Origin of the sequence: Gluconacetobacter diazotrophicus PA1 5, assembly GCF_000021325.1 — a bacterium.
Taxonomy (GTDB): domain Bacteria; phylum Pseudomonadota; class Alphaproteobacteria; order Acetobacterales; family Acetobacteraceae; genus Gluconacetobacter; species Gluconacetobacter diazotrophicus.
Window position 1 is genome coordinate 393,661 of sequence record NC_011365.1, and the last position, 25,552, is coordinate 419,212.

A 25,552-nucleotide genomic window follows, 5' to 3' on the forward strand; every position below is an offset into this window, starting at 1 on the left:
ATCCTGTCTCGGCGATGGCCATGGCGGCCCATCGCATTCCGTCTTCATGTCGCGGGACCATGCGAAGGAAGGCCCCGGCCTGTCAACGCATCTCGCCCCCGTGGCGTCGCGCGGTCCCTATTCGCCGCGGATCAGCGTTCCGGGACCGGCCTCGGTGAACAGTTCCAGCAGGCAGGCATGGGGCACCCGGCCGTCCAGGATCACCGCCGCCCTGGCGCCGCTGCGCACGGCCTCCAGGCAGGTTTCCACCTTGGGGATCATGCCGCCGCTGATCATGCCGCTGGCAATGCCGCGCCGGGCTTCCTCGGCCGTCAGTTCGGGGATCAGCGCGCCGGTCTCGTCCAGCACGCCGGGCACGTCGGTCAGCATCAGCAGCCGCGTGGCATGCACCGCGCCCGCGATCGCGCCGGCGGCGGTATCGGCATTGATATTGTACGTCTCACCGGCCTCGCCGATGCCCACGGGGGCCACGACGGGGATCAGGCCCGATCCGGACAGGGCGTAGAGCACGCGCGGATCGATATGCGTGGGTTCGCCGACGAAGCCCAGGTCCAGCGCCCGCTCCTGGCCGCTGGCATCGCGGGTGGTGCGCTGCAGGCGCCGCGCGGTGATCAGCCCGCCATCCTTGCCGGAAATCCCGACCGCCAGCGCGCCGGCCTGGTTGATCAGGCCGGCGACCTGCTTGTTCACCTTCCCCGCCAGGACCATTTCGATCACGTCGACCATGGCGGCATCGGTGACCCGCAGCCCGTCCACGAAGGTCGAGGGGATCTGCAACCGGGTCAGCATGGCGCTGATCTGCGGGCCGCCGCCATGAACGATGACGGGATTGACCCCCACCAGCTTCAGCAGCGCGATGTCGTGCCCGAACGCGTTGGACAGCGAATCGTCCACCATGGCGTGGCCGCCATATTTGACCACGATCGTATCCCCGGCATAGCGACGCAGGAACGGCAGCGCCTGGGCCAGGACGGCGGCCCGTTCCTGCGCTTCCTGCATCGTCCGCACGATATCGCCGGTCGTGCCGCCGCCTGGGAATTCGCTCTGGGATTCGCTCATCGGGTCGTGCCCTGTCGTCTTGGTCATGATGGGAACCGGTTCAGCCCGCTTGGGGCAGGGCCAGGGCCGCCAGTTCGGCGCGCAGTTCGGGGATGCCCAGCCCGGTGTCGCTGCTGGTGGCGAAGGTTCCGGGATAGGCGGCCGGATGCTGCCGGGCCAGGTCGGCCGCCTGGCTGCGCTTGGCTTCCAGCGCGCCGGGGCGCGGCGCGTCGCACTTCGTCAGCACGATCTGGAACGTCACGGCCGCACGGTCCAGCAGCGTCATGATCTCGCGGTCCGACGCCTTGAGTTCGATCCGCGAATCCAGCAGCAGGATCACGCGCTGCAGGGTCGGACGTCCGCGCAGATAGGCGAACATCATGCCCTGCCAGTCTTCCTTCACATCCTTCGCGGCGCGGGCGTAGCCGTAGCCCGGCATGTCCACCAGGGTCAGCCGCCCCCCCAGGTCGAAGAAATTCAGCTGCTTGGTCCGCCCCGGTTCCGACGATGCGCGCGCCAGTGCGCGGCGTCCGGTCAGGGCGTTGATCAGGCTGGATTTCCCGACATTCGACCGTCCGGCGAACGCGATTTCCGGCGCACCGGGGGGCGGAAGCTGCTCCAGCTTCTGCGCCCCGAAGAAGAAATCACACGGACCGGCAAACAGCAGGCGGCCGGCTTCGAGCAGCCGTTCTTCCTCGTCCGGGGTGCGGGGGGTGGCGTTGAAGTCGGACATCAGGCCCTGCCGCTCACTTGCGCCCGGCGGCGGCCGGGATCGCACCGACCTTGTCGACGGCGGATTTCATGCGACGCTGGATCACCATCTGCTGCGCGACCGTCAGCAGGTTGTTCCAGCAATAATAGATCACCAGACCGGCGGGCTGCCGCGCCATGAAGAAGGTGAACAGCACCGGCATCATCTGGAACATGCGCTGCTGCGCCGGGTCCGTCGGCGCCGGGTTCAGCTTCTGCTGCAGGAACATCGTGGCCCCGAACAGGATCGGCCACACGCCCAACTGCAGGTACGGCGACAGCACGTTCGGGTCCCACGGGATCAGCCCGAACAGGTTGAACAGGTTGGTCAGGTCCGGCGCGGACAGGTCGTGAATCCAGCCGAAGAAGGGCGCGTGGCGCATTTCGATGGTGATATACAAGTCCTTGTACAGGCTCCAGAACACCGGGATCTGCACCACCATCGGCAGGCACCCGGCAGCCGGGTTCACGCCCTCGGCCTTGTACAGCGCCATCATGTTCTGGTTCAGCGCCATCTGGTCGCTCTTGTACCGCTCGCGCAGTTCCTGAACCTTGGGCTGCAATTGCCGCATCTTGGCCATCGAGCGGAACTGGCGCGTCGCCAGCGGGAAGAACAGCGCCTTGACCAGCAGGGTGAACGCCATCAGCGCCAGACCGAAATTGCCCAGCAGCGTGTTCAGCCAATCCAGCACGTAGAAGATCGGACGGGTCAGGAAGGCGAACCAGCCGAAATCGACGGCCTTCCAGAAATCGGGAATGTGCAGGCTGGACTGGTACTGTTCCAGCAGGTTCACTTCCTTGGCGCCCGCGAAGACGTGGCTGACGGTCGCGCCCGTGGTCCCCGGAGCAACCACGGTGGCGGCCTGGGCGATGAAGCCGACCTGATAGACCCCTGCCCCGCCATTGGCCTGATAGCCATAGCTGCCGGTCACCGCCGTGCCCTGCTGCGGAATGACGGCGGTCAGCCAGTATTTGTCGGTGATCCCGGCCCATCCGCCCTGTCCGCCCTTGGTCCAGGACAGGTTGCCCGGCGGCGTGGCGCCGGTGCGCAGGCTTTTGTACGAACTTTCGTCCAGCCGGCCGTCGATGACGGAAATCGGCCCCTCATGCACCAGGTAGCCGCCGGTTTCCGTCGGCGTATAGGCCCGGTCGACGCGGGCATAGGGGTAGAGCGACACCGGCTGCGCGGAGCGGTTCACGATCCGCTGCTCGATTCCGAACATGTAATGGGCGTCGATCGACACCACGATCTGGAACGTGACGCCCGCGCCGTTGTCCCAGGACAGCGTGACCGGCCGGTCGGAAGTCAGCTTGGGCGCGTCCGCGCTCCATACCGTGGTGGCGTCGGGCACGCGTACCTGGCCGCCGGGCAGGTTCATCCAGCCGATTTCGACGTAATTGGGCTGCTGGTCGTGGCCGGGTTCCAGGATGCGGACCTGCGGGCTGCCCTTGGCGACCGTCTCGTGATAGTCGCGCAGCACCATGTCATCCAGCCGCGCGCCCAGCAGGTCGATCGATCCGGCCACCTTGGGCGCGTCGATCGCAAGCCGCGTCTCGGCCTGCGGCGCGGGCGTGGATACGGGCTGGGAACTGGCACCCGCGACGGGGGCCGGCGCGCGAGCGGCGTCGGTGGGCGGTGTCTGGCGACTGGTCTGGGCGGCCTGCTGTGCGACCTCGTGATGGGCCTGCTTCGGCATGAAATATTCGAAGCCAACCAGGACCATGGCGGACAACAGCGTCGCCACGATAAAACGCTTGGTATCCATCAGCGACCAGCCAGACTCTCGTTATCTATGGGAAGAACAGCAGGAACGGCGCGCGCGCTCCCGCGAAGGCACGGGATCGTATCCGCCGATATTCCACGGATTGCAACGCAAGATCCGCCATGCGGCCAGAATCGCGCCGCGAAACGGACCGTGACGGCGCACCGCTTCCACCGCGTAATTGCTGCAGGAGGGCACGAATCGGCAATTCGGTCCCAGGACGGGGCTCAAGACCCATTGATAGACGCGAATCGCGCCGATCAAGAGCCAAGCCAGAACTGCACTCACTCCGCTCCCCGCACGCCCGCCTTGCGCAGGGTACGGCGCAGGTCGCCCACCAGGGCGGCGAAGGTGCGTCCGCGCGTTCCGTCGCGCCCGATCAGGACCAGATCGACCCCGTTCAGCGGCTCCTCGCGTTCCACGACGCGCACCGCTTCACGCAGGCGGCGGCGCGTCCGGTTGCGGACGACGGCGTTTCCGACCTTCTTTGTCACGGTAAAGCCGATCCTGGCCGGATCGGAGTCGTCCCGCCCCAGGGCCTGCAGCACAAGGCCAGGCGACGGCACTTTCCGCCCCCTGGATGCGACCTTCAGGAACTCTGCGCGTTTCTTGAGACGATGGGCGCGGTCGGCCACTATCAGCAGCCCCCTGGAAACTCGGCGCCCCGGGACTGGCCCGGGGACACGACAGGCCTGATGATCAGGCGGAAAGGCGCTTGCGGCCCTTGGCGCGGCGGTTCGCGATCACCTTGCGGCCGCCGACGGTTTCCATACGGGCGCGAAAGCCGTGACGGCGCTTGCGGACCAGCTTGGACGGTTGATACGTGCGCTTCACGACGGCACTCCCCAATTGACAACGCTAATTTCGTCGCGGCTTATACGTCCCGTTGCCCGGCACGTCAACGTGCAAGAGAAGAAGAGCCATGACAGGCCCCGAATCGGACGAAAAGACCCGCCGGGTCGCCGCGACCCTGCATGACGTGCGCGGCCTGCTGTCGCCCGCGATGCTGTCGGCCGACGGGCTGACCCTGCATGCCGACCCGCAGGTCCGCGCCGCCGCCGAACAGATCATCCAGTCCATCGAGCAGGCCGTAAGCCGGCTGAAGGCGCTTGGACAGCCCAAAAAATGACCGGGCGCCTACGGGCGCTGGATCAATTCGATCTTGTACCCGTCCGGGTCTTCCACGAAGGCGATGATCGTGGTGCCGAATTTCACGGGCCCGGCCTCGCGCGTCACCTTGCCGCCGCCCGCGCGCACGGCCTCGGCCACCGCCGCCACGTCGGGCACGCCTACGGCGAAATGACCGAATCCGGTCCCGACCTCGTACCCGTCATCCTGGCCCCAGTTATAGGTCAGTTCGATTTCCGCCTGGCCGGCCGCGTTGTCGGCATAGCCGATGAAGACAAGGGTGTATTTGCCTTCGGGCACCTCGCGCCGGCGCAATTCGTGCATGCCCAGCAATTTATAGAAGGCAATGCTGGCGTCGAGATTGCGGACGCGAACCATCGTGTGCAGATACGATCCCATCTTTCTCTCCTATTCGATCCCGGCCAGGAACAGGCCGGCTTCATTCGCGGCCGCGACGCAGCCGTCCGGATCGGTCAACAGGGTGGCACCGGCCTGGAAGGCGATGCCGCGCAGCCCGGCCTGGGCCGCGCGCCGCACGGTATCCGGCCCGATGGTCGGAAGATCCGCCCGGCGATCCTGCCCGGGTTTGAGCATCTTGACCAGAACCCCGCCCGGGCGTCCCGGTTGCCGGCATTCCCCCGCACGCAGTAGCATCCGGTCGGTGCCTTCCATCGCCTCGACCGCCAGGACCAGCCCGTCCTGCACCACGCAGCCCTGGCCGATATCCAGCCGCCCGATGGCATCGACGACCGCACGGCCGCGCCCGATATCGGCCTGCGCCTGGGCATCGGGCTGGACGCGCCCCAGCACCCCGCGCCGTCCGACCGAACCGGAGAGGAATTCATGGGCACCGTGAATGGTGAATCCTTCCTCGGCCAACACGCGGACGATCGCCGCCAGCAGGCCGTCATCGCCCGAAAACAGCGCGCGCCCGATGCGCGCCATGATCCGGGCCCCCGTCGCATCGGGACGCAGGTCGGAAAACGAAGGCCGGCGCACCGGTCCGATCAGGACAAGGTCCCGGCATTGTTCCGCGCGCAGGCAGGACAGGATTTCGCCCGCCGCCGCCAGACGGATATAGCGGTGCGGCCAGGGCTCGATGATGGCGGGTTCGGCGAAATCCTGGAAACCGACGATGAACACGCGCAGGCCCATGGCCACGGCCGCCCGGGCGACCTGTCCCGGCAGCGGCCCGCCGCCGGCCAGGATTCCCACGCACTCGCCCGACAGCGCCGGCCCGTTCTTCCGACCGGACACTCAGACGCCGTCTGATTCGATCGAGGCCGCTCCCCCGCCGGCTACCCGCACCAGGCCGCGATGGCTGGGGGCCTCGATGAAGGCCAGGATCTCGGCCACCTTCGGGTCGCTGCCGTAATCCGCCCGCACGCTTGCGAGGCGACGGCTGAAGGCCGTCGATTCCTCGTCCATCGCCCGGGGGTAGAGGGCGCGGAACGCACGGCGCAGAAGATGCAGTTCATCCGGCTGCACGCCGTTGCGCTTCAGCCAGATCCAGTGCAGCCCCACCAACCGCGCGCGGTTGCCCAGCACGCTGCCATAGGGAATGACGTCGGCTTCCACTCCGCAGACGCCGCCGACCAGGGCCGCCCGTCCGATACGGACGAACTGGTGCAGCGCCGCCGCACCCATGATCCGCGCATGATCGCCGATCGTCACATGGCCGCCCATGACCACATTGTTCACGATGATGACCCCGTTCCCCAGGGTGCAGTCGTGCGCCACATGGGAATTGGCCATGATCAGGCAGTCGTCACCGACCCGGGTGACCCCGCTGCCCGTCGCGGTGCCACGGTGGATCGTGACGTTTTCGCGGATGACCGTGCGCGCACCGATGGTGCAGCGCGTGGGTTCGCCACGATATTTCAGGTCCTGCGGCGCCATTCCGATGGTGGTGAACGGAAAGCAGACGACCCCGGGACCGATGTGGGTATGACCGTCGATGATCACGTTGGCGATCAGATGGACCCCGTCCTCGATCGTCACGTCGGGACCGATGGAACACCACGGGCCGATCCGAACCCCATGACCGATCCGCGCCCCGCTCGCCACGATCGAGGAAGGATGAATCTCGGCGGCCCTGGTTTCGGCGTCCAATCCTGCCAAATCGGTCAACATTCTCTCTCCCAGCAGCATCCGATCCCCAACGGGGCAGGATGCTAGCCCATGATCATCGCGCTGAACGTGGCTTCGGCCACCGACACGCCGTCAACGCGCGCGATACCCTTGAATTTCCATACGTTGGCGCGGCTGCGTTCCTTTTCGACATGGATACGCAACTGGTCGCCCGGTCCGACCGGCCGGCGGAACTTCGCCCCGTCGATCGTCATGAAATAGACCAGCTTGCCCTCGAACGCCGGGCCAAGGGTCAGCACCACCAGGGTTGCGGCCGTCTGCGCCATCGCCTCGATGATCAGGACGCCCGGCATGACGGGGCGGGCCGGAAAATGCCCCTGGAAATGCGGTTCGCTGGCGGTCACGTTCTTGATGCCGACCGCCGAGGACCCCAGCACGATATCGACCATCCGGTCGATCAGCAGGAACGGATAGCGATGGGGTATCGCTTCCATGATCCGCATCACGTCGATCGCTTCGATGCAGGTCGGGCTATCGCCCGCCGGGGGAACCTCTACTTCTTTATCCACGTCGTCCGACCATCTTGCTCGGGATAGCGGGACACGTCATCCTTGCGACCGTCGCCCGCCTGTCCCGGTTGAATTCCGGGGGCCTTGTTCGGAGGCCAGCAGCCTCAGGTCTCGCCCCCTCCATTTTGCGTCGCCTTTTTGGCCAGGCGCCGCAACACGGCCACGTTCCGGAAAAATTCCCGAAACGGCATCGCAGGGCTACCGATAACATCGGCCCCTGCTTCCACATCCGACATCACGCCGCATTGCGCACCGATACGGGCCTTGGTGCCAACACGAATATGACCGATCAGACCGGCCTGGGCGGCGATGGTGACAAAATCGCCCAGTTCCGTCGAACCTGAAATACCGGCCTGGGAAACGACGATACAACACCGCCCGAGGCGGGCATTATGGCCAATCTGCACCAGGTTGTCGAGGCGTGAGCCCGCGCCGATGACGGTGTCCTGGGACGAACCGCGATCGATGGTCGAATTCGCTCCGACCTCCACCCCGTCTTCCAGCACCACGCGGCCCAACTGCGGCACGGTCTCGAACCCGTCGGGCCCTACCGCGAAGCCGAACCCTTCCTGGCCGATCCGCGCGCCGGACAGCAGCGTGACCCGGTCGCCCAGCAGCGCATGCGACACGCTGGCGTGGCTGCCGATCCGGCAATGCGCGCCGATCCGCACCCCGTCTCCGATCAGCGCATAGGCGTCGATCCGGCTGCCCGCCCCCACCTGCGCGCCCGCGCCGATGGTCACGAATGGACCGATCTGCGCCGACGGATCGATGTCGGCGCCGGCGCCGACGATGGCGGTGGGATGGATACCCGGGATCGCGGCCGGGACCGGGTGGAACAGGCCAGCCACGCGCGCCCACGCCAGATAGGGCGTCGAACACACCAGCCCCACCGTACCCTTGGGCAGACGGTCGACGAAGGCGGGGGCAAGGATCACCACGCCCGCCCGCGTCTGTTCCAGCAGCGGCGCATAGCGCCGGTTGTCGAGGAAGCTGACCTCTTGCGGGCCGGCCGACTGCAGCGGCGCGATCCCGACATAGCGGGGGGCGTCGTCTGCCTCATCCCCGCCTTCGACCCTGGCCCCGGCGCATTCCGCCAGTGCCCGGAGCGAGAACGGGCCGTTCCGCTCGAAGAACCGCCGGTCCCCCGGCAGGGCCGCGTCCTGCCTTTCCATTGCGCTGGCGCCCGTCAGTGCCGGGCCGTCGCCGCGACCGGCGCGGGTGTCGGGGCAGGCGCCGCCTGCCGGCCGGCATCGGCCGTCGTCGGCATCGTGCCGGACTTCGCCAGTTCCTCGGGATCGACATTCGCCGCCGGGATGAACACGGTCGGCAGGACCTTGTTCAACTGGTCGGCAACCTGCTGCGTGATGTCCAGTCCGTCCTGGCTGAGCGCGACCTGCTCGCGATGCAGCACAAGGTTCATGCCGCGGCTTCCGGCGACCTGGCGAAGGATCTGGACCAGTTCGCGCTCGATCTGGTTCAGCGAGACCTGCGCCGCTTCCTGGATGATCCGGTTGCGGTTGCGGAAATCGCGCTGGGCGGCGATCACGCGTTCCTGCAGGCGACGCTCACGCAACTGGATCTGGTCCGACGCCATGTTCTTGGCCTGGGCCTGCAGCTTCTGCTGCTCGTCGCGCCAGCCGCCCTGTTCCTTCTGCGCGTCGCGGGCCAGCTCGTCGCGCCGGGCGCCCAGGACGCGCTCGGCCTGCTGCGCGGCACTGGACAGGCGCATCACGTCGGGCACGCTGATGACGCCGATGACCGGCACCGGCGGGGCCACGCCGCGCGGAATGTCCGGCGAGGCGGGAACCGGCGGCATCGGCAGGACCGGCGGCGTCTGGGACTGGGCGTCGTCACTGTCGGCGGGGGCGGCGGGCAGCGGCACCGGAGCGGTACGCGCGGGCCCGCGCGGGGCGGCCGTTCCGGCGGCAGGTTGCGCGGACTTGGGCACGAACCAGCCGGCATTTCCACCGGATGCCGCTGCCCCCTGGGCCAGGGCTGCGGTGGACGGCAGGCCGGCGCAGGACATCACGACGGCCGCGACCAGGGCGGATACGCCACGAGAACGAAGCATTGTCACCTCAGAATTGCTGGCCGAAGCCAAAGCGGAACAATCGGGTCCGGTCATGTTTTTCCTTCAGGACCGGAATACCAAGGTCGATATTGATCAGGCCGAATGGGCTCTTCCACGAAAAGCCCACGCCCGTGCTGACACGCGGCTTGATCGTGTCGCTATAGACCGGCGTATAATAGGGCATATCCTGCGGATAGGCGGTATAGCGCCGCGGGATACGCAGCCCGTCCAGGCCGCCCATATCGACGAAATAGCGGCCCTTGATGCCCATATCCGCCGCCAGCGGCATCGGGAAATTGACGGTGGCCGAACCGGTATACATGAAGCGGCCGCCCAGGAAGTCCTCCTGCGAATGCATCGGGTAGGTGACACCCTGCCACGTATAAGCGGGGATGCCCATGGTACGGGGGCCGGCGCCGCCATCCATGAAGCCGCGCAGCGTGCTGCCGCCCAGGTAGAAGTTGTCGATGATGTCGCTGCGGCCGCCGCCCCAGTTCACGATGTCACCCGCTCCGGCGGTCAGCGCGACCGTCCAGTCGTGGTTGCCCATCAGGTCGTCCAGCGGAATGTAATAGGCGGCATCGAGCTTGCCGCGCAGATAACGCTCGTTTCCACCGATACCGGCGAAATCACCCGCCAGACGGACCACATAGCCGCTGTGCGGATTCATGCGGTTGTCACGCGTGTCATAGGTCAGCGTAGTGCTGAGCTGCGACAGCAGCGACCAGCCCGTCTGCTTCAGCACGTACCACGACGCATCGCTGTACGCATTGTCGATGTCACGATCCGTCAGCGAATAGCTGAACGACTGCGACAGGTGGTTGTTGTACGAGTACCCCATGCGGAACGAGATGCCGTACCGCCCTTCCGAATAGTTCTGATAGGTCTGGTAGTTGTTCTGGATGGCGAAGATATCGACACCCGCCACCATGTTACGATTCAGGAAGTAGGGGTCACTGACCGAAATATCGGCCTGCCGCTGGTAATACGCCATGGTGCCGGAAATTCCAGCATCAACGCCCGACCCCAGCAGGTTATGCTGCTTCAGCCCGATATTGCCCAGGATACCCACGTCGGTCGAATAGCCGCCACCCAGTGAGAACTCCCCGGTCGGCTTTTCGACCAGGTTGGCGGCCACGTTTATCTTGTCCGGTGCCGAACCGGGGCTCTGGTCGATCGAAACCGAACTGAAATATCCCAGATCCTGTAGCATAGCCTTGGCGTATTTGCGCTCGCTCGGGGTGTACGGATCGCCCTCGGCCATCGGCAGGTTGCGCCGGATGACCTTGTCCTCGGTAATGGTGTTGCCGTTGATGTCGATGCGTTCGACATATACCCGCGGGCCCTCGCTGACGTCGAACAGCAGGTCGACGGTGCGCTTTTCCGGATTGCGGGCGATTTCGGGGCGCACCATCGCGAAGGGATGCCCCTGGCCCTGCAGGATTTCCTCCATGTCCGTCGCGTTGTGCTGGACCGCACTGCCGTCGTACCACTGGTTCGCGAACAGTTCGATATATTTGCGCAGCGACGCGGCGGGGACATGCTTGAGGGACGAGCGGATGTTCACCCGACCGAGGCGATAGCGCAGGCCTTCGTCTACCGTGAAGGTCACGTAGAAGGACTTGCGATCCGGCGACAGTTCGCCCGTGGCGTTCTTCACCTGGAAATCGACGAACCCGTTACGCAGGTAGAAGCGGCGCAGCAATTCGCCGTCATAGCGCAGGCGCTCGGGATTATATTCATCCGACGAGGCGAAGAAGCGGTACCAGGCCGTTTCCTTGGACGAGACCACCTGCGCCAGCCGGGCCTCGCTGAACGCGCGGTTGCCGACGAACGAGATCTTCTTGATCAGTGTCTGCGTCGCCTCGTTGATTTGGAAGACCACATCCACACGGTTATGCGACAGGCGGATGATCTGCGGCGTCACCGTCGCGGCATAGCGTGCCTTCTCGGCATAGACGCCCAGGATCTTCTGCCGGTCGGCTGCCGTGGTCTGCGTCGAGAAGACGGCGCGCGGCCGCAGCGCGATCACCTTGCGCAGGTCCTCGTCCTTCGCGGCATGGTTGCCTTCGAAGACGATGCGATTCACGATCGGGTTCTCGACCAGGTGCACCTGCAGCACGTTGCCGGCGCGGTGCAGCGTCACGTCGCGGAACAGGCCGGTGGCGTACAGCGTCTTGAGGGACCGGTCGAGCTGGTCCTGGTTGAACGGGTCGCCGGGCTGCACGACCATGTAGGACAGGACCGTGTTGGTCTCGATACGGTCGTTGCCGGAAATGTCGATCGATTCGATGACCCCGCCCGTGGGCGTATGCGCCACCGGGCCCCGCGTCGCAACGCCCTGCCGTGCCTCGGCGGCCCCGGCGAAAAACAGCGGTATGAGGCAAACCGACGCAAGAAGCGTTGAACGTTTAGTCGGCAAATTCGGCTTCCCCCAAACCAGACGGCCCGCAGACCCGACACCTGTCCGCGCGAAACGGATTCGCCGCGTGCTTCCTGTCGATCATATCCGCTTGGCGGAGGTATCCGAAAATCCCCCCGTCGCGCAAGCGCCTCCATGACCTCGTGATCATGGCATCATCCGGCCAGGGATGCGACCCATCGAAACAGTCCGAAATGCGACAGGTCGTTGAACGTCGAAAACAGGAACAGGCCCGCGATGACCGCGAAACCGGCCTGGAAACTGATATCGCGCACCCGCCGGGATACGGGACGCCCCAGCACGGCTTCCAGCGCGTAGAAAACCAGCCGGCCGCCATCCAGCACCGGGATGGGAAACAGGTTGATCAGGCCCAGGTTGATCGACAGCAGCGCCATGAAGGACACCAGGCTGGCCACGCCGTACTGCGCAACCTGGCCCGACATCTGGGCGATGCGCAGCGGACCGCCCAGGTCCTTGGCGCTATGCTGCCCGGTCAGCATCTGCCACAGCCCGGCCAGCGTCTGCACCACCAGGTGCCATGTCTCCTGCCCCGCGGCGACGATCGCGGCGGGCAGCGCCATCGGCTTGCCCACCGTCGCGGTGAACATCACGCCCAGTTGCCCCGCATGGCTTCCCGATGAATCGGTCACGGAGCCGACCGTCACCGGCAGGGTCACGTCCTGCCCGGCACGGCGGACCGTAAGGACCGTCTTTTCCCCCGGTTCGGCCGAAATGCGGGCCTGGATGTCCGCCACGTCCGCCACCACGTGGTCGCCGATCCGCACGATGGCGTCGTTCGGCTTCACGCCGGCCGAAGCCGCGGCGCTTCCCGGCAGGACCTGCCCCACGACGTTGCGGATTTCCGGCCGCCCCACGGTGGCGAACAGGCCCGCGAACAGCACGATGGCCAGCAGGAAGTTGAAGACCGGCCCGGCAACGATCACGATGGCGCGGGACAGGACCGGCTTGTCATGGAAGGTCCGTCCGGGCTGCCAGGCCGCCATCTGTTCCGGCGTCGCCTCTTCCGGCCCTTCGAAGCCATGCGGCTTGACATAGCCGCCCAGGGGCAGCGGGCAGATCCGCCATTCCGTCCCGACCTTGTCATGCCAGCGCAGCAGGGGACGCCCGAACCCGATCGAAAATACCTCGACATGCACGCCCCGCCAGCGCGCGGCCAGGTAGTGGCCGAGTTCGTGGATGAAGACCAGCACGCCCAGCACCAGGGCAAAGGCAAGGACGGTCCGAAGCAGATCGGGCATAATGACGGGCTAACTCCTGATAAAGATCGTCGCCGAACCTGGGCCGGAACTGGCCGCGTCGGATCAGGCCGCGAGTGATGCCGTGCGCAGGCGGGCCGCCCGGCGGGCTTCCTGGTCCCAGTGCAGCACGGCCTCCAGCGTGTCGGCCGGCTGATGGCCGATGGCCTGCATGACGGATTCGACCACGCGCGCGATGTCGAGGAAACCGATACCGCAGCCGAGAAACGCCTCGACTGCGATTTCATTGGCCGCGGAAAGGATAGTGGGGGCGGCGCCGCCCGCGCGCAAGGATTCCCGGGCCAGGCGCAGCGCGGGAAAGCGCACTTCGTCCGGTTCCTCGAATTCCATCCGTCCCAGGGCCGCCAGGTCCAGCCGGGGCGAGGTCGTGGCCATGCGGCAGGGCCAGGCCAGCGTGTGCGCGATGGGAATCCGCATATCGGCCGACCCCATCTGCGCCACGATGCTGCCATCGGTATATTGCACCAGGCCGTGGACCACCGATTGCGGATGCACCACGACGCCGATCCGGTCCTCGGTCAGCGAAAACAGGCGCGCGGCCTCGATGACCTCCAGCCCCTTGTTGAACATCGTGGCCGAATCGATGGTGATCTTGGCCCCCATCGTCCAGGTCGGATGACGCAGGGCGGCTTCCGGCGTCGCCTTTTCCATCTCGGCCAGACTGGCACGGCGGAACGGGCCGCCCGAGGCCGTCAGCACGATCTTTTCCACCTGGTCCGCCTGACGGTCGGCCATGGACTGGAAGATCGCATTATGTTCGGAATCGACCGGCAGCAGCGTGGCACCGGCCTGCTGGACCGCGCGCAGCATGACGTCGCCCGCGCAGACCAGGGCCTCCTTGTTCGCCAGGGCGACCGAGCCGCCGTTGCGTACCGCCGCCAGGGTGGGTTCCAGCCCGATCGCCCCGGTGATGGCCGCCATGGTCCAGTCGACCGGCTGGGACGCGGCATCGATGACGGCCTGGCGCCCGCCCGAGACCGCGATCCCGTCATCGGCCAGCAGGGCCCGCAGTTCCGGCAGCCGGCTTTCGTCCGCGATGACCGCGTGGCTGGCGCGCAGGGCCCGCGCCTGCTCGGCCAGGCGCGGCGCGTTGCTGCCCCCGACCAGGGCCGCGACCCGGAACCGTTCCGGCGCCTGCAGCAGCAGATCGACCGTGGAACATCCGATGCTGCCGGTGCTGCCCAAAACGGTAACTGACTTCATGCCTCGTTCTTCCCTGCCCGTCCGGCGTCGCTCCGCCGTCCATTCCTGTTCCATCATCCGGCCGCGCCCCGCGCGGGGGAATTCAGTTCCCGCGTGCCCCCAGCAGGGCGGACATCAGGCCAGCCTGCGTCACATACCAAAATGCCGCCCCGCCCGCCGCCCCCAGCGACAGCAAGGCAGCCAGCGGCGCCGCGACCAGCAATCCGTCGAACCGGTCCAGCAATCCGCCATGGCCGGGAATGATCGCGCCCGAATCCTTGACCCCCCGCGCGCGCTTCAGCGCGCTTTCCGCCAGGTCGCCGATCTGCGCCGCCACGGCCATCAGCGCGCCGAAAGCCATGCCGCGCGCCCAGTTGCCGGGACCGGAGACAAGGCTGCACACCCCCCCACCCGCGACCATGGCGCAGGCCAGCCCGCCCAGCGAGCCGGACCAGGTCTTGGCGGGCGATATCGCGGGGGCCAGTTTCGGGCCGCCCAGCAGGCGGCCGACCAAATAGGCCCCGCTGTCGCTGACCGCGACACAGGTCACGACGAACAGGACGACCCCGGCGCCGGGCACGGTCATCATCCGCAGCCACAGCAGGGCCAGGCCGGCGCAGCCGATCACGACCTGTCCGGCCCACAAGGACGGCCCGAACACGAACGCCCCCCCCATGACCATGAACGCCCCCCGCCATTGTCCCCCCAGCGCCGCCGCCATGGCGGCCACGGGCCAGAGCAGGTAGAGCACGCCCCGCCACGACGCGGTTCGCAGGCCGAACATCCGTCCCCACTCAATCGCCATCCCCGCCGTCGCCAGCACGATCAGCGCCGCATAGGGCGCGCCGCCTGCCCAGACGCACAGGGCCGCCACCGGCACCAGCACGGCGGCCGACAGCAGGCGGGCGCGAAGGTCCTTCCAGTTCCGTCCAGGCTTTCCCTGCGTCGGGCGGCCTCCCGACACGGGATCAGAGGGCGGGACGGGCACCGAATCGCCTCTCACGCCGGGCGAACATGTCCAGCGCCGCGTCGAAATGGTGCTCGTCGAAATCGGGCCAGAGCGTCTCGATAAAGACCAGTTCGGCATAGGCCGACTGCCAGAGCAGGAAATTGGACAGCCGGCATTCGCCGCTGGTGCGCACGATCAGGTCGGGATCGGGGACGTCGGCGGTCAGCAGGAACCGGCTGAACAGCGCCTCGTCCAGTTCGGCGGGATCGATCGTGCCGCTGCGGGCGGCGAAGGCCACGCGGGCCGCCGCCTGCACGATATCAGCCCGGCCGCCATAGGACAGGGCCAGGACCAGCGTCAGGCGCGTATTGGCGGCCGTCATGTCCTCGGCGCGCCTGGCCTCGTCCCGGACGTCGGCGTCGAAACGCGACAGGTCGCCGATGATGCGGATGCGCACGCCCTCGCGGCACAGTTCGGCAACCTTGTGCCGCAGGTAGTAGCGCAGCAGCGCCGTCAGGTCCGCGACCTCGTCCGGGGTGCGCCGCCAGTTTTCCGATGAGAACGCATACAGGGTCAGGCAGCCGACCCCGCGCGTGATCGCGGCGCGTATGCAGCGCCTGACGGCCTCGGCCCCCGCGCGGTGCCCGGCGACGCGCGGCAGGCCGCGCGCGGCGGCCCAGCGCCCGTTTCCATCCATGATCACCGCGACATGCGCCGGCAGGGCCGGGGCGCCCCGCCCGCGATCCAGCCCGGACACCGGCGCCGTGGAACCGGACGTCGTCACGGGCGCCGAAATGGGCGCGGTCGTGGCCGGGGGGACCAGTGATGCTGTCGTCCCGGCCAGCGGGCCGGGCACCGGACTGACGGTCACTGCCGCGTCAGACCTGTTTGATCTCGCGTTCCTTTTCCGCGAGCATCTCGTCGATCCGCTTCACATACTGGTCCGTCAGCTTCTGGATCGCGTCCGACCACACCTTGACGTCGTCCTGGCTGATGTCGCCCTTCTTTTCCTGCGCCTTGGTCTGATCCATGCCGTCGCGGCGCACGCCGCGCACCGCGATCTTGGCGTTTTCGGAATATTTCCCGGCCGTGCGGGCCAGTTCGCCGCGCCGTTCCTCGGTCAACTGGGGAATGGGCACGCGCACGGTCTGGCCGTCGGCCGCCGGATTCAGGCCCAGGCCGCTGTCGCGAATCGCCCGTTCGACCGCCCCCACCAGCGAGCGGTCCCAGACCTGGACGGTCAGCATCCGCGCCTCGGGCACCGCGATCGATCCGACCTGCGTCAGCGGCACCTCGCCGCCATAGGCCTCGACACGCACCGGTTCGATCAGCGCGGGACTTGCGCGACCCGAACGCAGACCCGCGAAATCGCGGCGCAGGCTTTCCAGCGCGCCGTCCATCCGACGGGTCAGGTCATCCAGCAGTGTCTTCTGATCAGCAGCCACAGCGGCCCTCCATAGTCATCCATGGGGGCCACGGTCACGGCTGCCCCCTATCCTCATTCATTCCAGCAACCGGCCCGTCAGGCCGTTTCGACAATCCGGGTATACAGGCCTTCGCCGCGCATTACTTTCGGGAATGCGCCCGGCGCATGAATATTGAACACCACGATCGGCAGGCGGTTTTCACGCGCAAGGCTGATCGCGGCGGCATCCATCACATGCAGGTCCTTGGCCAGCACGTCCAGGTACGTCAGTTGTTCGAAGCGGGTCGCGTCCTTGACCTTGCGCGGGTCGGCCGAATAGACGCCGTCCACCTGCGTGCCCTTCAGCAGGGCGTTGCAGTCCATTTCCGCCGCCCGCAGCGCCGCCGCCGTGTCGGTGGTGAAGAACGGATTGCCCGTGCCCCCCGCGAAGATGACGACACGGCCCTTTTCCATGTGCCGCACAGCCCGCCTGCGGATATAGGGTTCGGCCACCGACGACATCTGGATGGCGGACATGACGCGCGTCGGCACGCCGTGCCGTTCCAGCGCGTTCTGCACCATCAGGGCGTTGATGACCGTGGCCAGCATGCCGGCATAATCGCCCTGCGCCCGGTCCATGCCGCGCGCCGCCGCCGCGACGCCGCGAAAGATGTTGCCGCCCCCGATGACCAGACAGATCTCGACGCCCGTACGTGCGACCTCGGCAATGTCGGTGGCGATGGTGTCGACCATTACGGGATCGATCCCGTACGAGCCCTCACCCATCAGGGCCTCGCCCGAGACCTTCAGCAGGACACGCTGAAAACCAATGGTTTTTTCCGTTGCCTGATCTGTCATGACGCCCCCGGATCCCTGAGATGAACGAATGCGGGGGACGCCCCGGCCGGGACCTCACCCATGCAGACCCTCTTATAGCCGGTTGCGAGCGGTCACAAGCACGCTCATCGCCCGGCCATGCCCATCAGGGCGTGTCGTCCAGCCCGATGGCCCGCAGGCGGGCCCGTTCCTCGTCCCAGCCGGCCCGTTCCTTCACGTTCAGGAACAGGTGGCAGGTGCGGTCCAGCAGGCGGGACAGGTCCTTGCGCGCGCGCTCGCCGATCGAGCGAATCCGGCTGCCCTTCTCGCCGATCAGAATCGCCTTGTGCCCGGCCCGCGCGACGTAGATCGTGACCTCGATCCGGACCGATCCGTCCGGCAGTTCGCGAAAGCTTTCGGTCTCGGCGGTCGCGGCATAGGGCACTTCCTCGTGCGTCTGCAGGAAGATCTGTTCACGCACCAGTTCCGCCGCCAGCAGCCGGTCCGGCAGGTCGGTCAGATCGTCCTCGGGATACAGGTATGGCCCTTCGGGCAGGGAAGCGGCCAGCGCGGACAGCAGGTCCTCGACCCCGTCGCCGCTGCGGGCGCTGACCATGTAGACATGTTCCACATCCAGCAGCGCCGACAGTTCCGCCGTCAGCGGCAGCAGGGCCTGCCGGTCCACCAGGTCGGTCTTGTTCAGGACCAGCCAGACCCGGCGGCGGGACTGCGCCAGCCGCTCGACGATCGCGCGCACCGATTCGGACAGGCCACGCCGGGCATCGACCAGCAGCAGCGTGATGTCGGCATCCTCGGCCCCGGTCCAGGCCGCCGCCACCATCGCGCGGTCCAGCTTGCGCCGGGGCTGGAAGATGCCGGGCGTGTCCACCAGCAGGATCTGGCTTTCCCCGCGCATCAGGATGCCCAGGACGCGAAAGCGCGTCGTCTGCGCCTTGGGGCTGACGATCGACAGCTTGGCCCCGGCCATACGGTTCAGCAGCGTCGACTTCCCGGCATTCGGCGCGCCCACGATCGCGACGAAGCCGCAGCGGGTGGTCATATCCTGTATCCCTTCCGGCGGCATCCGCGATCCCGCCCGTTATTGTCTCTCATCAACCAGCCTCAGCAGGTCGGCGGCGGCGGCACTTTCGGCCGCGCGCTTGCTGCCGGCGATTCCCTCGGCCGACTGGCCCGCCGCCGTCACCGCGATGACGAAGCGTGGCGCATGGGAGGGCCCGTCCATCTGCACCGTCCGATAGGCCGGCAGCGGCAGGCCGCGCGCCAGGACCCATTCCTGCAAGGCTGTCTTGGGGTCCTTGGGAGGCTGCGCCTGGGCCACGATCGCCTCGTTCCACGCCGCACGCACGAAGCGGCGGGCCGGCTCCAGCCCGCCATCCAGGTAGATGGCGCCCAGGATCGCCTCGACCGCGTCGGCCAGGACGTTGGCCACCTGCCGCACGCCCGCCCGGGCCTCGTGTTCCGCCACGTCCAGCGCCTGCTGCAGATTCATGGTCCCGGCGATGGCGGCCAGGACCGGACGTGACACCAGATGGGCGTGGCGCGGACCCAGCGCCCCCTCCTGTTCGTCAGGGAAGCGTTCCAGCAGCCATTCGGCCATCACCAGCCCCAGCACCCGGTCGCCGATGAATTCCAGCCGTTCGTTCGACCCCGCACCGCGCCGCGCGGCCGGCTGACGCGACCGGCGCGCGCCCCCGCCATTGCGCTGATGGGCGGCCGAGCGATGGGTCAGCGCCTCGCGCAGCAGGTCGGGGCGGCGGAACCGGTAGCCGACCCGCGCCTCGACCGACGCCACCACACCGTCCGCGCCACCGCTTTCAGACGCGGTCATCGCACCCCCTGGAACAGGCGGTCCCAGCGGATCTCGACCGGCCACATCCAGAATTCCCACGCCGGATAGCGCGCGTCGATCGACAGGAAGATCCATTTGGCCTGCCCGATCAGGTTTTCCATCGGCACAAAGCCCAGATCTTCCGGGTCGTCGCCCATGAAGCGGCTGTCGGCGCTGTCGTCGCGATTGTCGCCCATGGCGAAGAAATAGCCCGACGGCACGACATAGACCGGCGTATCGTTCTGGAACCCTTCGTTCGTCAGCTTCAGGATGTCATGCGTGACCGGGGGGCGGCCGCCGCTTCCAGGCAGGCTTTCGCTGTAGCGCTGCCCCTCCATCCGCGTGCGGTGCTCGTCCACCGCGACGTAATTGCCCCTGGCCTCGCGCGGGACCAGCGTATCATTGATGTACAGCTCACCGCCGCGCACCTGCACGCGGTCGCCCGGCAGGCCGACGATCCGCTTGATGTAGTCGATCGATGTATCCCGGGTGAAGCGGAACACGGCGACGTCGCCCCGGTGCGGCAGGCTGCCGAAGATGCGGCCGTCGAACAGGTCCGGCGAGCGCGGCAGCGAGAAATGCGAATAGCCGTAGCTGTATTTCGCCACCCACAGGTAATCGCCCACCTGCAGGGTCGGAATCATCGAACCGGACGGGATGTTGAACGGTTCGAACAGTACCGTGCGCACGCCCACCGCCAGCAGGCCGGCGATCAGGATGGTGCGGATCAGGTCCCAGAGCCCGCGCAAGGCCGGAACGGCACCCGCCGATGGCAAGGACGAGGAATGGGTCTTGTTCGGGTCGTCCATGGGTCTGGTATCTGAATCCGGAAATGGGATGGGGCAAGGCTGGACGCGGGCCGGCCGCAAGGCCCGCGGATGAAGCCGAGGGGACCGGCCCCTGTCAAGCAAAGGCTTGGCCAGCAGCACCCGTCTGGCCTGCCGGGTTCCGACATTAGCCCGCTTTCAGGGCAGCGGGCCAGTTTCGATCATCACCTGCGCGAAGGCATACGGGTACTCGTCGGTCATCGACAGCAGGATGCGGGCGGTCGATCCCGGCGGGGTCAGGACGTGCAGCCGCGTCTTCGCCCCGCCGGTCAGCACCATGACCGGCTGTCCGCCCGGCAAATTGTCCACCCCCAGATCGTGGTGGAACACGCCGTGCGAAAACCCCGTTCCCAGCGCCTTGGCGCAGGCTTCCTTCGCCGCCCACCGCTTGGCGTACGCCCCCAGCCGGGCCTGGCCGTGCCGGCGCTCGGCGCGCCTGCGTTCGGCGTCGGTGAAGACGCGGACCAGGAAACGCTCGCCATGACGGGCCAGCACGCGTTCGATCCGCCTGATATCGCACAGGTCCGATCCGATTCCGATCAGGCTCATCCCTTCGCGCGCTCGACCTGGACCACGCCGTTGGCCGCCCGCAGCGCCGCGATCACCGAGGAGAGGTGACGCAGGTCGCGGACCTCGATATCCGCCAGGATTTCCATGAAATCGAGCTGGCGGTTCACGATGCGCAGGTTGACGACGGTGCCGTCATGCTTCGACGCGGTGTTGGTCAGCGTCGCCAGCACGGACGGTTCGTTCGCCGCGATCACGCTCAGCCGCCCGATATGCGGTTCGGTCGCGCCACGGCCGATGATGTCGTAATCCCAGTCCACGTCCATGAACCGTTCGGGGGTCGCCGCGAAGCTCTCCAGCGTCTGGCACCCGGCCATATGGATGGTGATGCCCTTGCCGGTCGCGACGATGCCGACGATCTTGTCGCCCGGCAGCGGATGGCAGCAGCCGGCGAAATGCACCGCGATGCCCGGGCCGATCCCGGCCAGCGCCATGCCGCCGCCCGGCTTCGGCCGGCTGGCCACCCGCGACGGCGCCCGCATGGGAATACCCGGCACCATGCGCGGCGCGCGCGGCGTCTGCCGCAACTCGGGATAGGCCGCATGCACCACGTCGCGGGGGCTGATATTGCCGTTGCCGACCGCGACGTACAGATCCTCGACCGATACCAGCTTCAGGTCGGGCAGGATGCTGTCCAGGACCTTTTCCGACCCGTCCACGCCCTCCTGCCGGAAGGCCTTGGCCAGGGCGGCGCGGCCGCCATCGACATGGGCCTCGCGCTGCTGGGCCGCGACATGGCGGCGGATGCGCGCGCGCGCCTTGCCGGTGACGACGAAGCGTTCCCACGAGGGCGACGGCGTACCGCCCCGCGCCGTCATGATTTCGACCTGGTCGCCGTTCTGCAGTTCGTGGCGCAGCGGCATCAGCCGCCCGTTGATCCGCGCCCCCACGCAGCTGTCGCCGACCTGGCTGTGCACGGCATAGGCGAAATCGACCGGCGTGGCCCCGCGCGGCAGCGAAATCAGCTGCCCTTTCGGGGTGAAGCAGAACACCTGGTCCTGGTAGAGTTCCAGCTTGGTGTTTTCGAGGAATTCGTCGGGTGCCGCCGAATCTTCGAGAATATCCAGCAGGTCCTGGACCCAGCGCAGGCCCGTGACCGTGCGCGCCGCATCCTCGCCGGCCCCCGGCAACTGCTTGTACAGCCAGTGCGAGGCGACGCCGTTTTCCGCGATGTCGTGCATCTCGGCGGTGCGGATCTGCACTTCGATCTTCTGGTTGCGGGGCTGGCGCAGGGTCACGCCGGTATGCAGGCTCTGGTAGCCGTTCGCCTTGGGGGTGGAGATATAATCCTTGAACCGCCCGACAATGACCGGATAGGCCGCATGGACGGCGCCCAGCGCGATGTAGCAGGCCTCACGCGTCGGCACGAGGATGCGGAACGCCATGATGTCGGACAGCTGCTCGAACGCGACGTTGCGGTTCTGCATCTTCTCCCAGATCGAGAAGGGCGATTTCTCGCGCCCCGTCACCTCGACCTCGCCCAGTCCGGCTTCGCGGCACAGATGCGCGAGTTCGCGCCGCACTTCCTCGATCACGTCGGCGCCCTGGCCGCGCAGGTAGTTCAGGCGCGCACGGATGGTGGCGTTGGCTTCGGGCTCCAGTTCGGCAAAGGACAGGTTCTGGAGTTCGGTCTTGACCTTGTCCATGCCGATGCGCCCGGCCAGAGGCGCATAGATTTCCATGGTCTCGCGCGCGATACGCTGGCGGCGGTCCAGCCGCTGCACGTAATGCAGCGTGCGCATGTTGTGCAGCCGGTCCGCCAGCTTGACGATCAGCACCCGGATGTCCTTGGACATCGCCAGGACCAGCTTGCGGAAATTCTCGGCCTGCTTGGTCCGGTCGGATTGCAGTTCCAGCCGGGTCAGCTTGGTGACGCCATCCACCAGGTCGGCGATGGTCGGCCCGAATTCGGCGCGCAGCCGATCGTGCGTGACGCCGGTATCCTCGATCGTATCGTGCAGCAGCGCCGTCGCGATCGACGACGGGTCGAGATGGAAGCCCGCCAGGATACTGGCAACCGCCAGCGGATGGGTGATGTACGGGTCACCGTTGTCGCGGACCTGCCCGGCATGGGCGGCCTGGGCCACGGCGAAGGCGCGGCGAATCAGGTCGAGGTCGGCATCCGGGTCGTAGCTGCGAATGCGCCGCAGCAATCCCTCGCACGAGATGACCCGTGCCGGCGCGGGCGGGGCATCGGGGTCCGAAGGCACGGTAACGGGCCGGCCCGATCCCGTGCCCCCAGCCGGAAGGGACGCCCCCAGTTCGAGGGCGGGGACATGCAACGTGCCGACAGGGTCCGCCGCATTCTTCCCCATGGGTTTATCGACGCGCGCGGCCGCCCAGTTCGGCCTCGATCGCGGCTTCCAGTTCTTCGGCCGACATGCCGGCAGTACCGTGGGATGCTTCTTCCTCGGCCGAGACATCCTGCAGTCCGAAGATGTTCTGCTCGGTCGGGATCAGGTCCATGACCTCCTCGTCGGCGGGCTCGGGCTCGGGCGCGCGGGCCAGCGAACGGACGAGATCGCTGCGAATCTGCTCCAGCACGATCGTCTGGTCGGCGATTTCGCGCAGCGCCACGACCGGGTTCTTGTCGTTGTCGCGGTCGACCGTCAATTCTTCCCCGCGCGACAGGCCGCGCGCGCGCTGTGCGGCGAGCAGGACCAGTTCGAATCGGTTGGGAACCCGTTCAACGCAATCTTCGACGGTGACGCGAGCCATGAGGCAGGCCTCCGGATGTAAGTGTCAGTTGCAAAGAACCATATGTAGTCGCCGCGCCCCCAAAGTGCAAGGCAGGCCGGTCAGTCCGCCTCCAGCCGGCGGATCTGCTGGTCGGGCAGGTCCGCGACCAGCGCATCGACCGTCCGGCCGGACCTGGGGTCGCGCCATCCGGGGGCCACGTCGCGCAGCGGCAGCAGGACGAAGGCCCGCGCGTCGGCCCGGGGGTGCGGCAGGATCGGGTCCGGGGCGTCGCGCACCAGGTCACCCATCGCGATGATGTCCAGGTCCAGCGGCCGGGCGGCGTTGGCCACCGTCCGGCGCCGTCCGGCCCGGGCTTCGATTCCCTGCAGCGCCGCCAGCAGGACGGCCGGGTCCAGCTCGCCCGTCGCGGCGACGACGCCGTTGACATAGGGCGGCTGGCCCGAGGGGGGAATCGGTGCGCTTTCGTACCAGGCCGACACCGCCACGACCCGGACCCCCGGGATGGAAGCGATGTGCTCCACCGCCCAGCGGCAGGTCTCCAGCGGGGTACTCCCCTCGGCGCGCGGCAGGTTGGCGCCTATTGCGATCAGGATCATGCCCTTCAGGATGGCGTTCCCGTGCGAAGATGCAACCGTAACGGTCCTTGTTCCGGTTCCTGTTTCGGTTCGGGCGAAAAAGCGGACCCCGCCCCCATTCGCCCATACCAATTTGGCTGTGACGCCTCTAACGTGCCAGACGTCAATTAAGATGCAGGCGTATCAATTTCATACGCATGCATTTTCAGTCATTTCAGAACTCCGTATGGCGCAGGGATCAGGGTGCATGTTTTTTCAACCCAACGAACGGGTCTGCCTTTTCATAGACGGTGCCAGCCTCTATTCGGCGTCACGCCATCTGGGATTCGATGTCGATTACCGTAATCTCCTGACCTTCTTCCGTTCCAAATGCCACGTCATCCGGGCCTATTATTACTCGGCAATCCTCGAAAGCGAGGAATACTCCCCGCTCAAGCCGCTGACCGACTGGCTGGTCTATAACGGTTATTTCCTGGTGACCAAGACGGCGCGCGAATTCGTCGACCATAACGGGCGGCGGCGCGTGAAGGGTAACATGGATATCGAACTGGCCGTCGACATGATGGAGATGGCGCCCCGCATCGACCATGCGGTCCTGTTCAGCGGAGATGCCGATTTCCGGCGCCTGCTGGAAACGGTGCAGCGCCAGGGCGTGCGCACGTCGGTCATTTCGTCGATTCGGACGTCGCCTCCCCTGATCGGCGACGAATTGCGCCGCCAGGCCGACCAGTTCATCGAACTGGCCGATATCGCGCCGCAATTCACCCGCCGCCAGGCCGAGGCGCGCCCGCAGCGCCAGCAGCAGGCCCCCGTTCGCCATCCGGCCGACCAGATCAGCGAACTCGATCACGGCGACTGATGCCGCCACGTTCCCGGGCCCTGGCCCGCCCTGCCGCCCCATCCGTGTCCACCTCGCCGGGCCCGGACATTCCCCCCCGCGAATGCCCCGCCTGCCCCCGCCTGGTGGAGTACCGGCTGGCCAACCAGGCTGCCCACCCCGACTGGTGGAACGCCCCTGTTCCACCGTGGGGCGAGAGCAGCGCATCACTGCTGATCGTGGGGCTGGCCCCCGGGGTAAAGGGCGCCAATCGCACCGGCCGCCCGTTTACCGGCGATTACGCCGGAACGCTGCTGTACGAGACGCTGATCGAATACGGCTTCGCCACCGGGCGATACGGCGCCGACCCGGCGGACGGACTGGTGCTGAACGATTGCCGCATCGTCAATGCCGTGCGCTGCGTGCCCCCCGCCAACCTGCCCCAGACGTCGGAAGTGCGGACCTGCAACCATTTCCTGCGGTCCGAACTGACATCCATGCCGAACCTGAAGGCCGTCCTGACGCTGGGTGTCGTCGCCCATAACGCGACGGTGGCCGCCTGCGGAATTCCGATGTCGCGAATCCGCTTCACGCATGGGCAGGTGCAGACCCTGCCGAACGGGCTGGTCCTGACCGACAGCTATCACGTGTCACGCTACAACACGAATACCGGCGTGCTGACCACCGACATGTTCCGGGCGGTGGTCGCCCGGCTGCGGGCCCTGATCGACGCGGCGTAGGACACCGGGCAGG

General features: G+C 67.1%; 29 protein-coding genes. 3 read left to right on the top strand and 26 right to left on the bottom strand.

Annotation, left to right across the window (positions count from 1 at the left end):
- Nucleotides 1-117 precede the first annotated feature (117 nt).
- From argB to rpmH, 6 genes are all read right to left on the bottom strand, one after another.
- Nucleotides 118-999: an acetylglutamate kinase gene (argB, locus tag GDIA_RS01800; protein ID WP_041249771.1), complete on the bottom strand. Its 882-nt coding sequence runs from the start codon at nt 997-999 to the stop codon at nt 118-120.
- Between the two features lie 100 nt (nt 1,000-1,099).
- Nucleotides 1,100-1,771 carry a ribosome biogenesis GTP-binding protein YihA/YsxC gene (yihA, locus tag GDIA_RS01805; protein WP_012225938.1) on the bottom strand — a complete coding sequence of 224 codons (672 nt, stop codon included), beginning with the start codon at nt 1,769-1,771 and terminating at the stop codon, nt 1,100-1,102.
- Nucleotides 1,772-1,784: 13 nt separating this feature from the next.
- Nucleotides 1,785-3,554 carry a membrane protein insertase YidC gene (gene yidC / locus GDIA_RS01810; RefSeq protein WP_012553081.1) on the bottom strand — a complete coding sequence of 590 codons (1,770 nt, stop codon included), beginning with the start codon at nt 3,552-3,554 and terminating at the stop codon, nt 1,785-1,787.
- Between the two features lie 21 nt (nt 3,555-3,575).
- On the bottom strand, nt 3,576-3,839 hold the full coding sequence (yidD, locus tag GDIA_RS18160) for a membrane protein insertion efficiency factor YidD (protein WP_310889160.1): 264 nt from the start codon (nt 3,837-3,839) through the stop codon (nt 3,576-3,578).
- Entirely contained in the window at nt 3,836-4,186 is a 351-nt protein-coding gene (gene rnpA, locus GDIA_RS01815; protein ID WP_012225945.1) for a ribonuclease P protein component, read from the bottom strand. The genes yidD and rnpA overlap by 4 nt, the downstream gene beginning before the upstream one ends.
- Before the next feature lie 64 nt (nt 4,187-4,250).
- Nucleotides 4,251-4,385: a 50S ribosomal protein L34 gene (gene rpmH / locus GDIA_RS01820; protein WP_012553083.1), complete on the bottom strand. Its 135-nt coding sequence runs from the start codon at nt 4,383-4,385 to the stop codon at nt 4,251-4,253.
- Nucleotides 4,386-4,473: 88 nt separating this feature from the next.
- Between rpmH and GDIA_RS01825 the strand changes: the two genes are divergently transcribed.
- Nucleotides 4,474-4,680 (top strand): hypothetical protein, encoded by a 207-nt coding sequence (locus tag GDIA_RS01825; RefSeq protein WP_012225947.1) that lies wholly within the window; start codon nt 4,474-4,476, stop codon nt 4,678-4,680.
- Between the two features lie 8 nt (nt 4,681-4,688).
- On the opposite strand, the gene gloA is transcribed toward GDIA_RS01825, so the two are convergent.
- The 20 genes from gloA to folK all read right to left on the bottom strand — a co-directional run bounded on the left by gloA (nt 4,689) and on the right by folK (nt 24,003).
- Nucleotides 4,689-5,078: a lactoylglutathione lyase gene (gloA, locus tag GDIA_RS01830; RefSeq protein WP_012225949.1), complete on the bottom strand. Its 390-nt coding sequence runs from the start codon at nt 5,076-5,078 to the stop codon at nt 4,689-4,691.
- Nucleotides 5,079-5,087: 9 nt separating this feature from the next.
- Nucleotides 5,088-5,936, bottom strand: coding sequence for an LpxI family protein (locus tag GDIA_RS01835; RefSeq protein ID WP_012225950.1), 849 nt, complete (start codon nt 5,934-5,936; stop codon nt 5,088-5,090).
- Nucleotides 5,937-6,812: an acyl-ACP--UDP-N-acetylglucosamine O-acyltransferase gene (gene lpxA / locus GDIA_RS01840; protein WP_012553084.1), complete on the bottom strand. Its 876-nt coding sequence runs from the start codon at nt 6,810-6,812 to the stop codon at nt 5,937-5,939.
- Nucleotides 6,813-6,853: 41 nt separating this feature from the next.
- A complete protein-coding gene (fabZ, locus tag GDIA_RS01845) occupies nt 6,854-7,339 on the bottom strand; it encodes a 3-hydroxyacyl-ACP dehydratase FabZ (protein ID WP_012225952.1) in 486 nt (161 codons plus the stop codon).
- A 104-nt stretch (nt 7,340-7,443) separates the two neighbouring features.
- Complete coding sequence (gene lpxD / locus GDIA_RS01850) at nt 7,444-8,514, bottom strand: UDP-3-O-(3-hydroxymyristoyl)glucosamine N-acyltransferase (RefSeq protein ID WP_012225953.1); 1,071 nt, start codon at nt 8,512-8,514, stop codon at nt 7,444-7,446.
- A gap of 14 nt (nt 8,515-8,528) precedes the next feature.
- On the bottom strand, nt 8,529-9,413 hold the full coding sequence (locus GDIA_RS01855) for an OmpH/Skp family outer membrane protein (protein WP_012553085.1): 885 nt from the start codon (nt 9,411-9,413) through the stop codon (nt 8,529-8,531).
- A gap of 7 nt (nt 9,414-9,420) precedes the next feature.
- Nucleotides 9,421-11,733: an outer membrane protein assembly factor BamA gene (bamA, locus tag GDIA_RS01860; protein WP_244455080.1), complete on the bottom strand. Its 2,313-nt coding sequence runs from the start codon at nt 11,731-11,733 to the stop codon at nt 9,421-9,423.
- 257 nt (nt 11,734-11,990) lie between these two features.
- The gene (gene rseP, locus GDIA_RS01865; protein WP_012225956.1) at nt 11,991-13,094 is read right to left on the bottom strand and encodes an RIP metalloprotease RseP; all 1,104 of its coding nucleotides are present in this window, start codon (nt 13,092-13,094) and stop codon (nt 11,991-11,993) included.
- Nucleotides 13,095-13,157: 63 nt separating this feature from the next.
- On the bottom strand, nt 13,158-14,315 hold the full coding sequence (gene dxr / locus GDIA_RS01870; RefSeq protein ID WP_012225957.1) for a 1-deoxy-D-xylulose-5-phosphate reductoisomerase: 1,158 nt from the start codon (nt 14,313-14,315) through the stop codon (nt 13,158-13,160).
- Between the two features lie 82 nt (nt 14,316-14,397).
- Nucleotides 14,398-15,258: a phosphatidate cytidylyltransferase gene (locus tag GDIA_RS01875; protein ID WP_244455128.1), complete on the bottom strand. Its 861-nt coding sequence runs from the start codon at nt 15,256-15,258 to the stop codon at nt 14,398-14,400.
- Between the two features lie 4 nt (nt 15,259-15,262).
- The gene (gene uppS / locus GDIA_RS01880; protein ID WP_231854326.1) at nt 15,263-15,940 is read right to left on the bottom strand and encodes a polyprenyl diphosphate synthase; all 678 of its coding nucleotides are present in this window, start codon (nt 15,938-15,940) and stop codon (nt 15,263-15,265) included.
- A 181-nt stretch (nt 15,941-16,121) separates the two neighbouring features.
- On the bottom strand, nt 16,122-16,688 hold the full coding sequence (gene frr / locus GDIA_RS01885; RefSeq protein ID WP_012225960.1) for a ribosome recycling factor: 567 nt from the start codon (nt 16,686-16,688) through the stop codon (nt 16,122-16,124).
- A 77-nt stretch (nt 16,689-16,765) separates the two neighbouring features.
- The gene (pyrH, locus tag GDIA_RS01890) at nt 16,766-17,506 is read right to left on the bottom strand and encodes a UMP kinase (protein WP_012225961.1); all 741 of its coding nucleotides are present in this window, start codon (nt 17,504-17,506) and stop codon (nt 16,766-16,768) included.
- A 124-nt stretch (nt 17,507-17,630) separates the two neighbouring features.
- Entirely contained in the window at nt 17,631-18,533 is a 903-nt protein-coding gene (gene era / locus GDIA_RS01895) for a GTPase Era (RefSeq protein ID WP_173363412.1), read from the bottom strand.
- 30 nt (nt 18,534-18,563) lie between these two features.
- Nucleotides 18,564-19,313: a ribonuclease III gene (gene rnc, locus GDIA_RS01900; protein WP_012225963.1), complete on the bottom strand. Its 750-nt coding sequence runs from the start codon at nt 19,311-19,313 to the stop codon at nt 18,564-18,566.
- On the bottom strand, nt 19,310-20,122 hold the full coding sequence (lepB, locus tag GDIA_RS01905; RefSeq protein ID WP_012553089.1) for a signal peptidase I: 813 nt from the start codon (nt 20,120-20,122) through the stop codon (nt 19,310-19,312). The genes rnc and lepB overlap by 4 nt, the downstream gene beginning before the upstream one ends.
- 156 nt (nt 20,123-20,278) lie before the next feature.
- Complete coding sequence (gene acpS, locus GDIA_RS01910) at nt 20,279-20,689, bottom strand: holo-ACP synthase (RefSeq protein ID WP_012225965.1); 411 nt, start codon at nt 20,687-20,689, stop codon at nt 20,279-20,281.
- Nucleotides 20,686-23,022, bottom strand: coding sequence for a RelA/SpoT family protein (locus tag GDIA_RS01915; RefSeq protein WP_012225966.1), 2,337 nt, complete (start codon nt 23,020-23,022; stop codon nt 20,686-20,688). The genes acpS and GDIA_RS01915 overlap by 4 nt, the downstream gene beginning before the upstream one ends.
- Before the next feature lie 4 nt (nt 23,023-23,026).
- Complete coding sequence (gene rpoZ / locus GDIA_RS01920; protein WP_012225967.1) at nt 23,027-23,425, bottom strand: DNA-directed RNA polymerase subunit omega; 399 nt, start codon at nt 23,423-23,425, stop codon at nt 23,027-23,029.
- Between the two features lie 80 nt (nt 23,426-23,505).
- Nucleotides 23,506-24,003, bottom strand: a complete 498-nt coding sequence (gene folK, locus GDIA_RS01925) for a 2-amino-4-hydroxy-6-hydroxymethyldihydropteridine diphosphokinase (RefSeq protein WP_012553091.1) — start codon at nt 24,001-24,003, stop codon at nt 23,506-23,508.
- Between the two features lie 226 nt (nt 24,004-24,229).
- On the opposite strand from folK, the gene GDIA_RS01930 reads away from it, so the two are divergent.
- Both GDIA_RS01930 and GDIA_RS01935 read left to right on the top strand, forming a co-directional pair.
- A complete protein-coding gene (locus tag GDIA_RS01930; RefSeq protein WP_012553092.1) occupies nt 24,230-24,841 on the top strand; it encodes a LabA-like NYN domain-containing protein in 612 nt (203 codons plus the stop codon).
- A complete protein-coding gene (locus GDIA_RS01935; protein WP_012553093.1) occupies nt 24,841-25,539 on the top strand; it encodes a uracil-DNA glycosylase in 699 nt (232 codons plus the stop codon). The genes GDIA_RS01930 and GDIA_RS01935 overlap by 1 nt, the downstream gene beginning before the upstream one ends.
- Nucleotides 25,540-25,552: the final 13 nt, after the last annotated feature.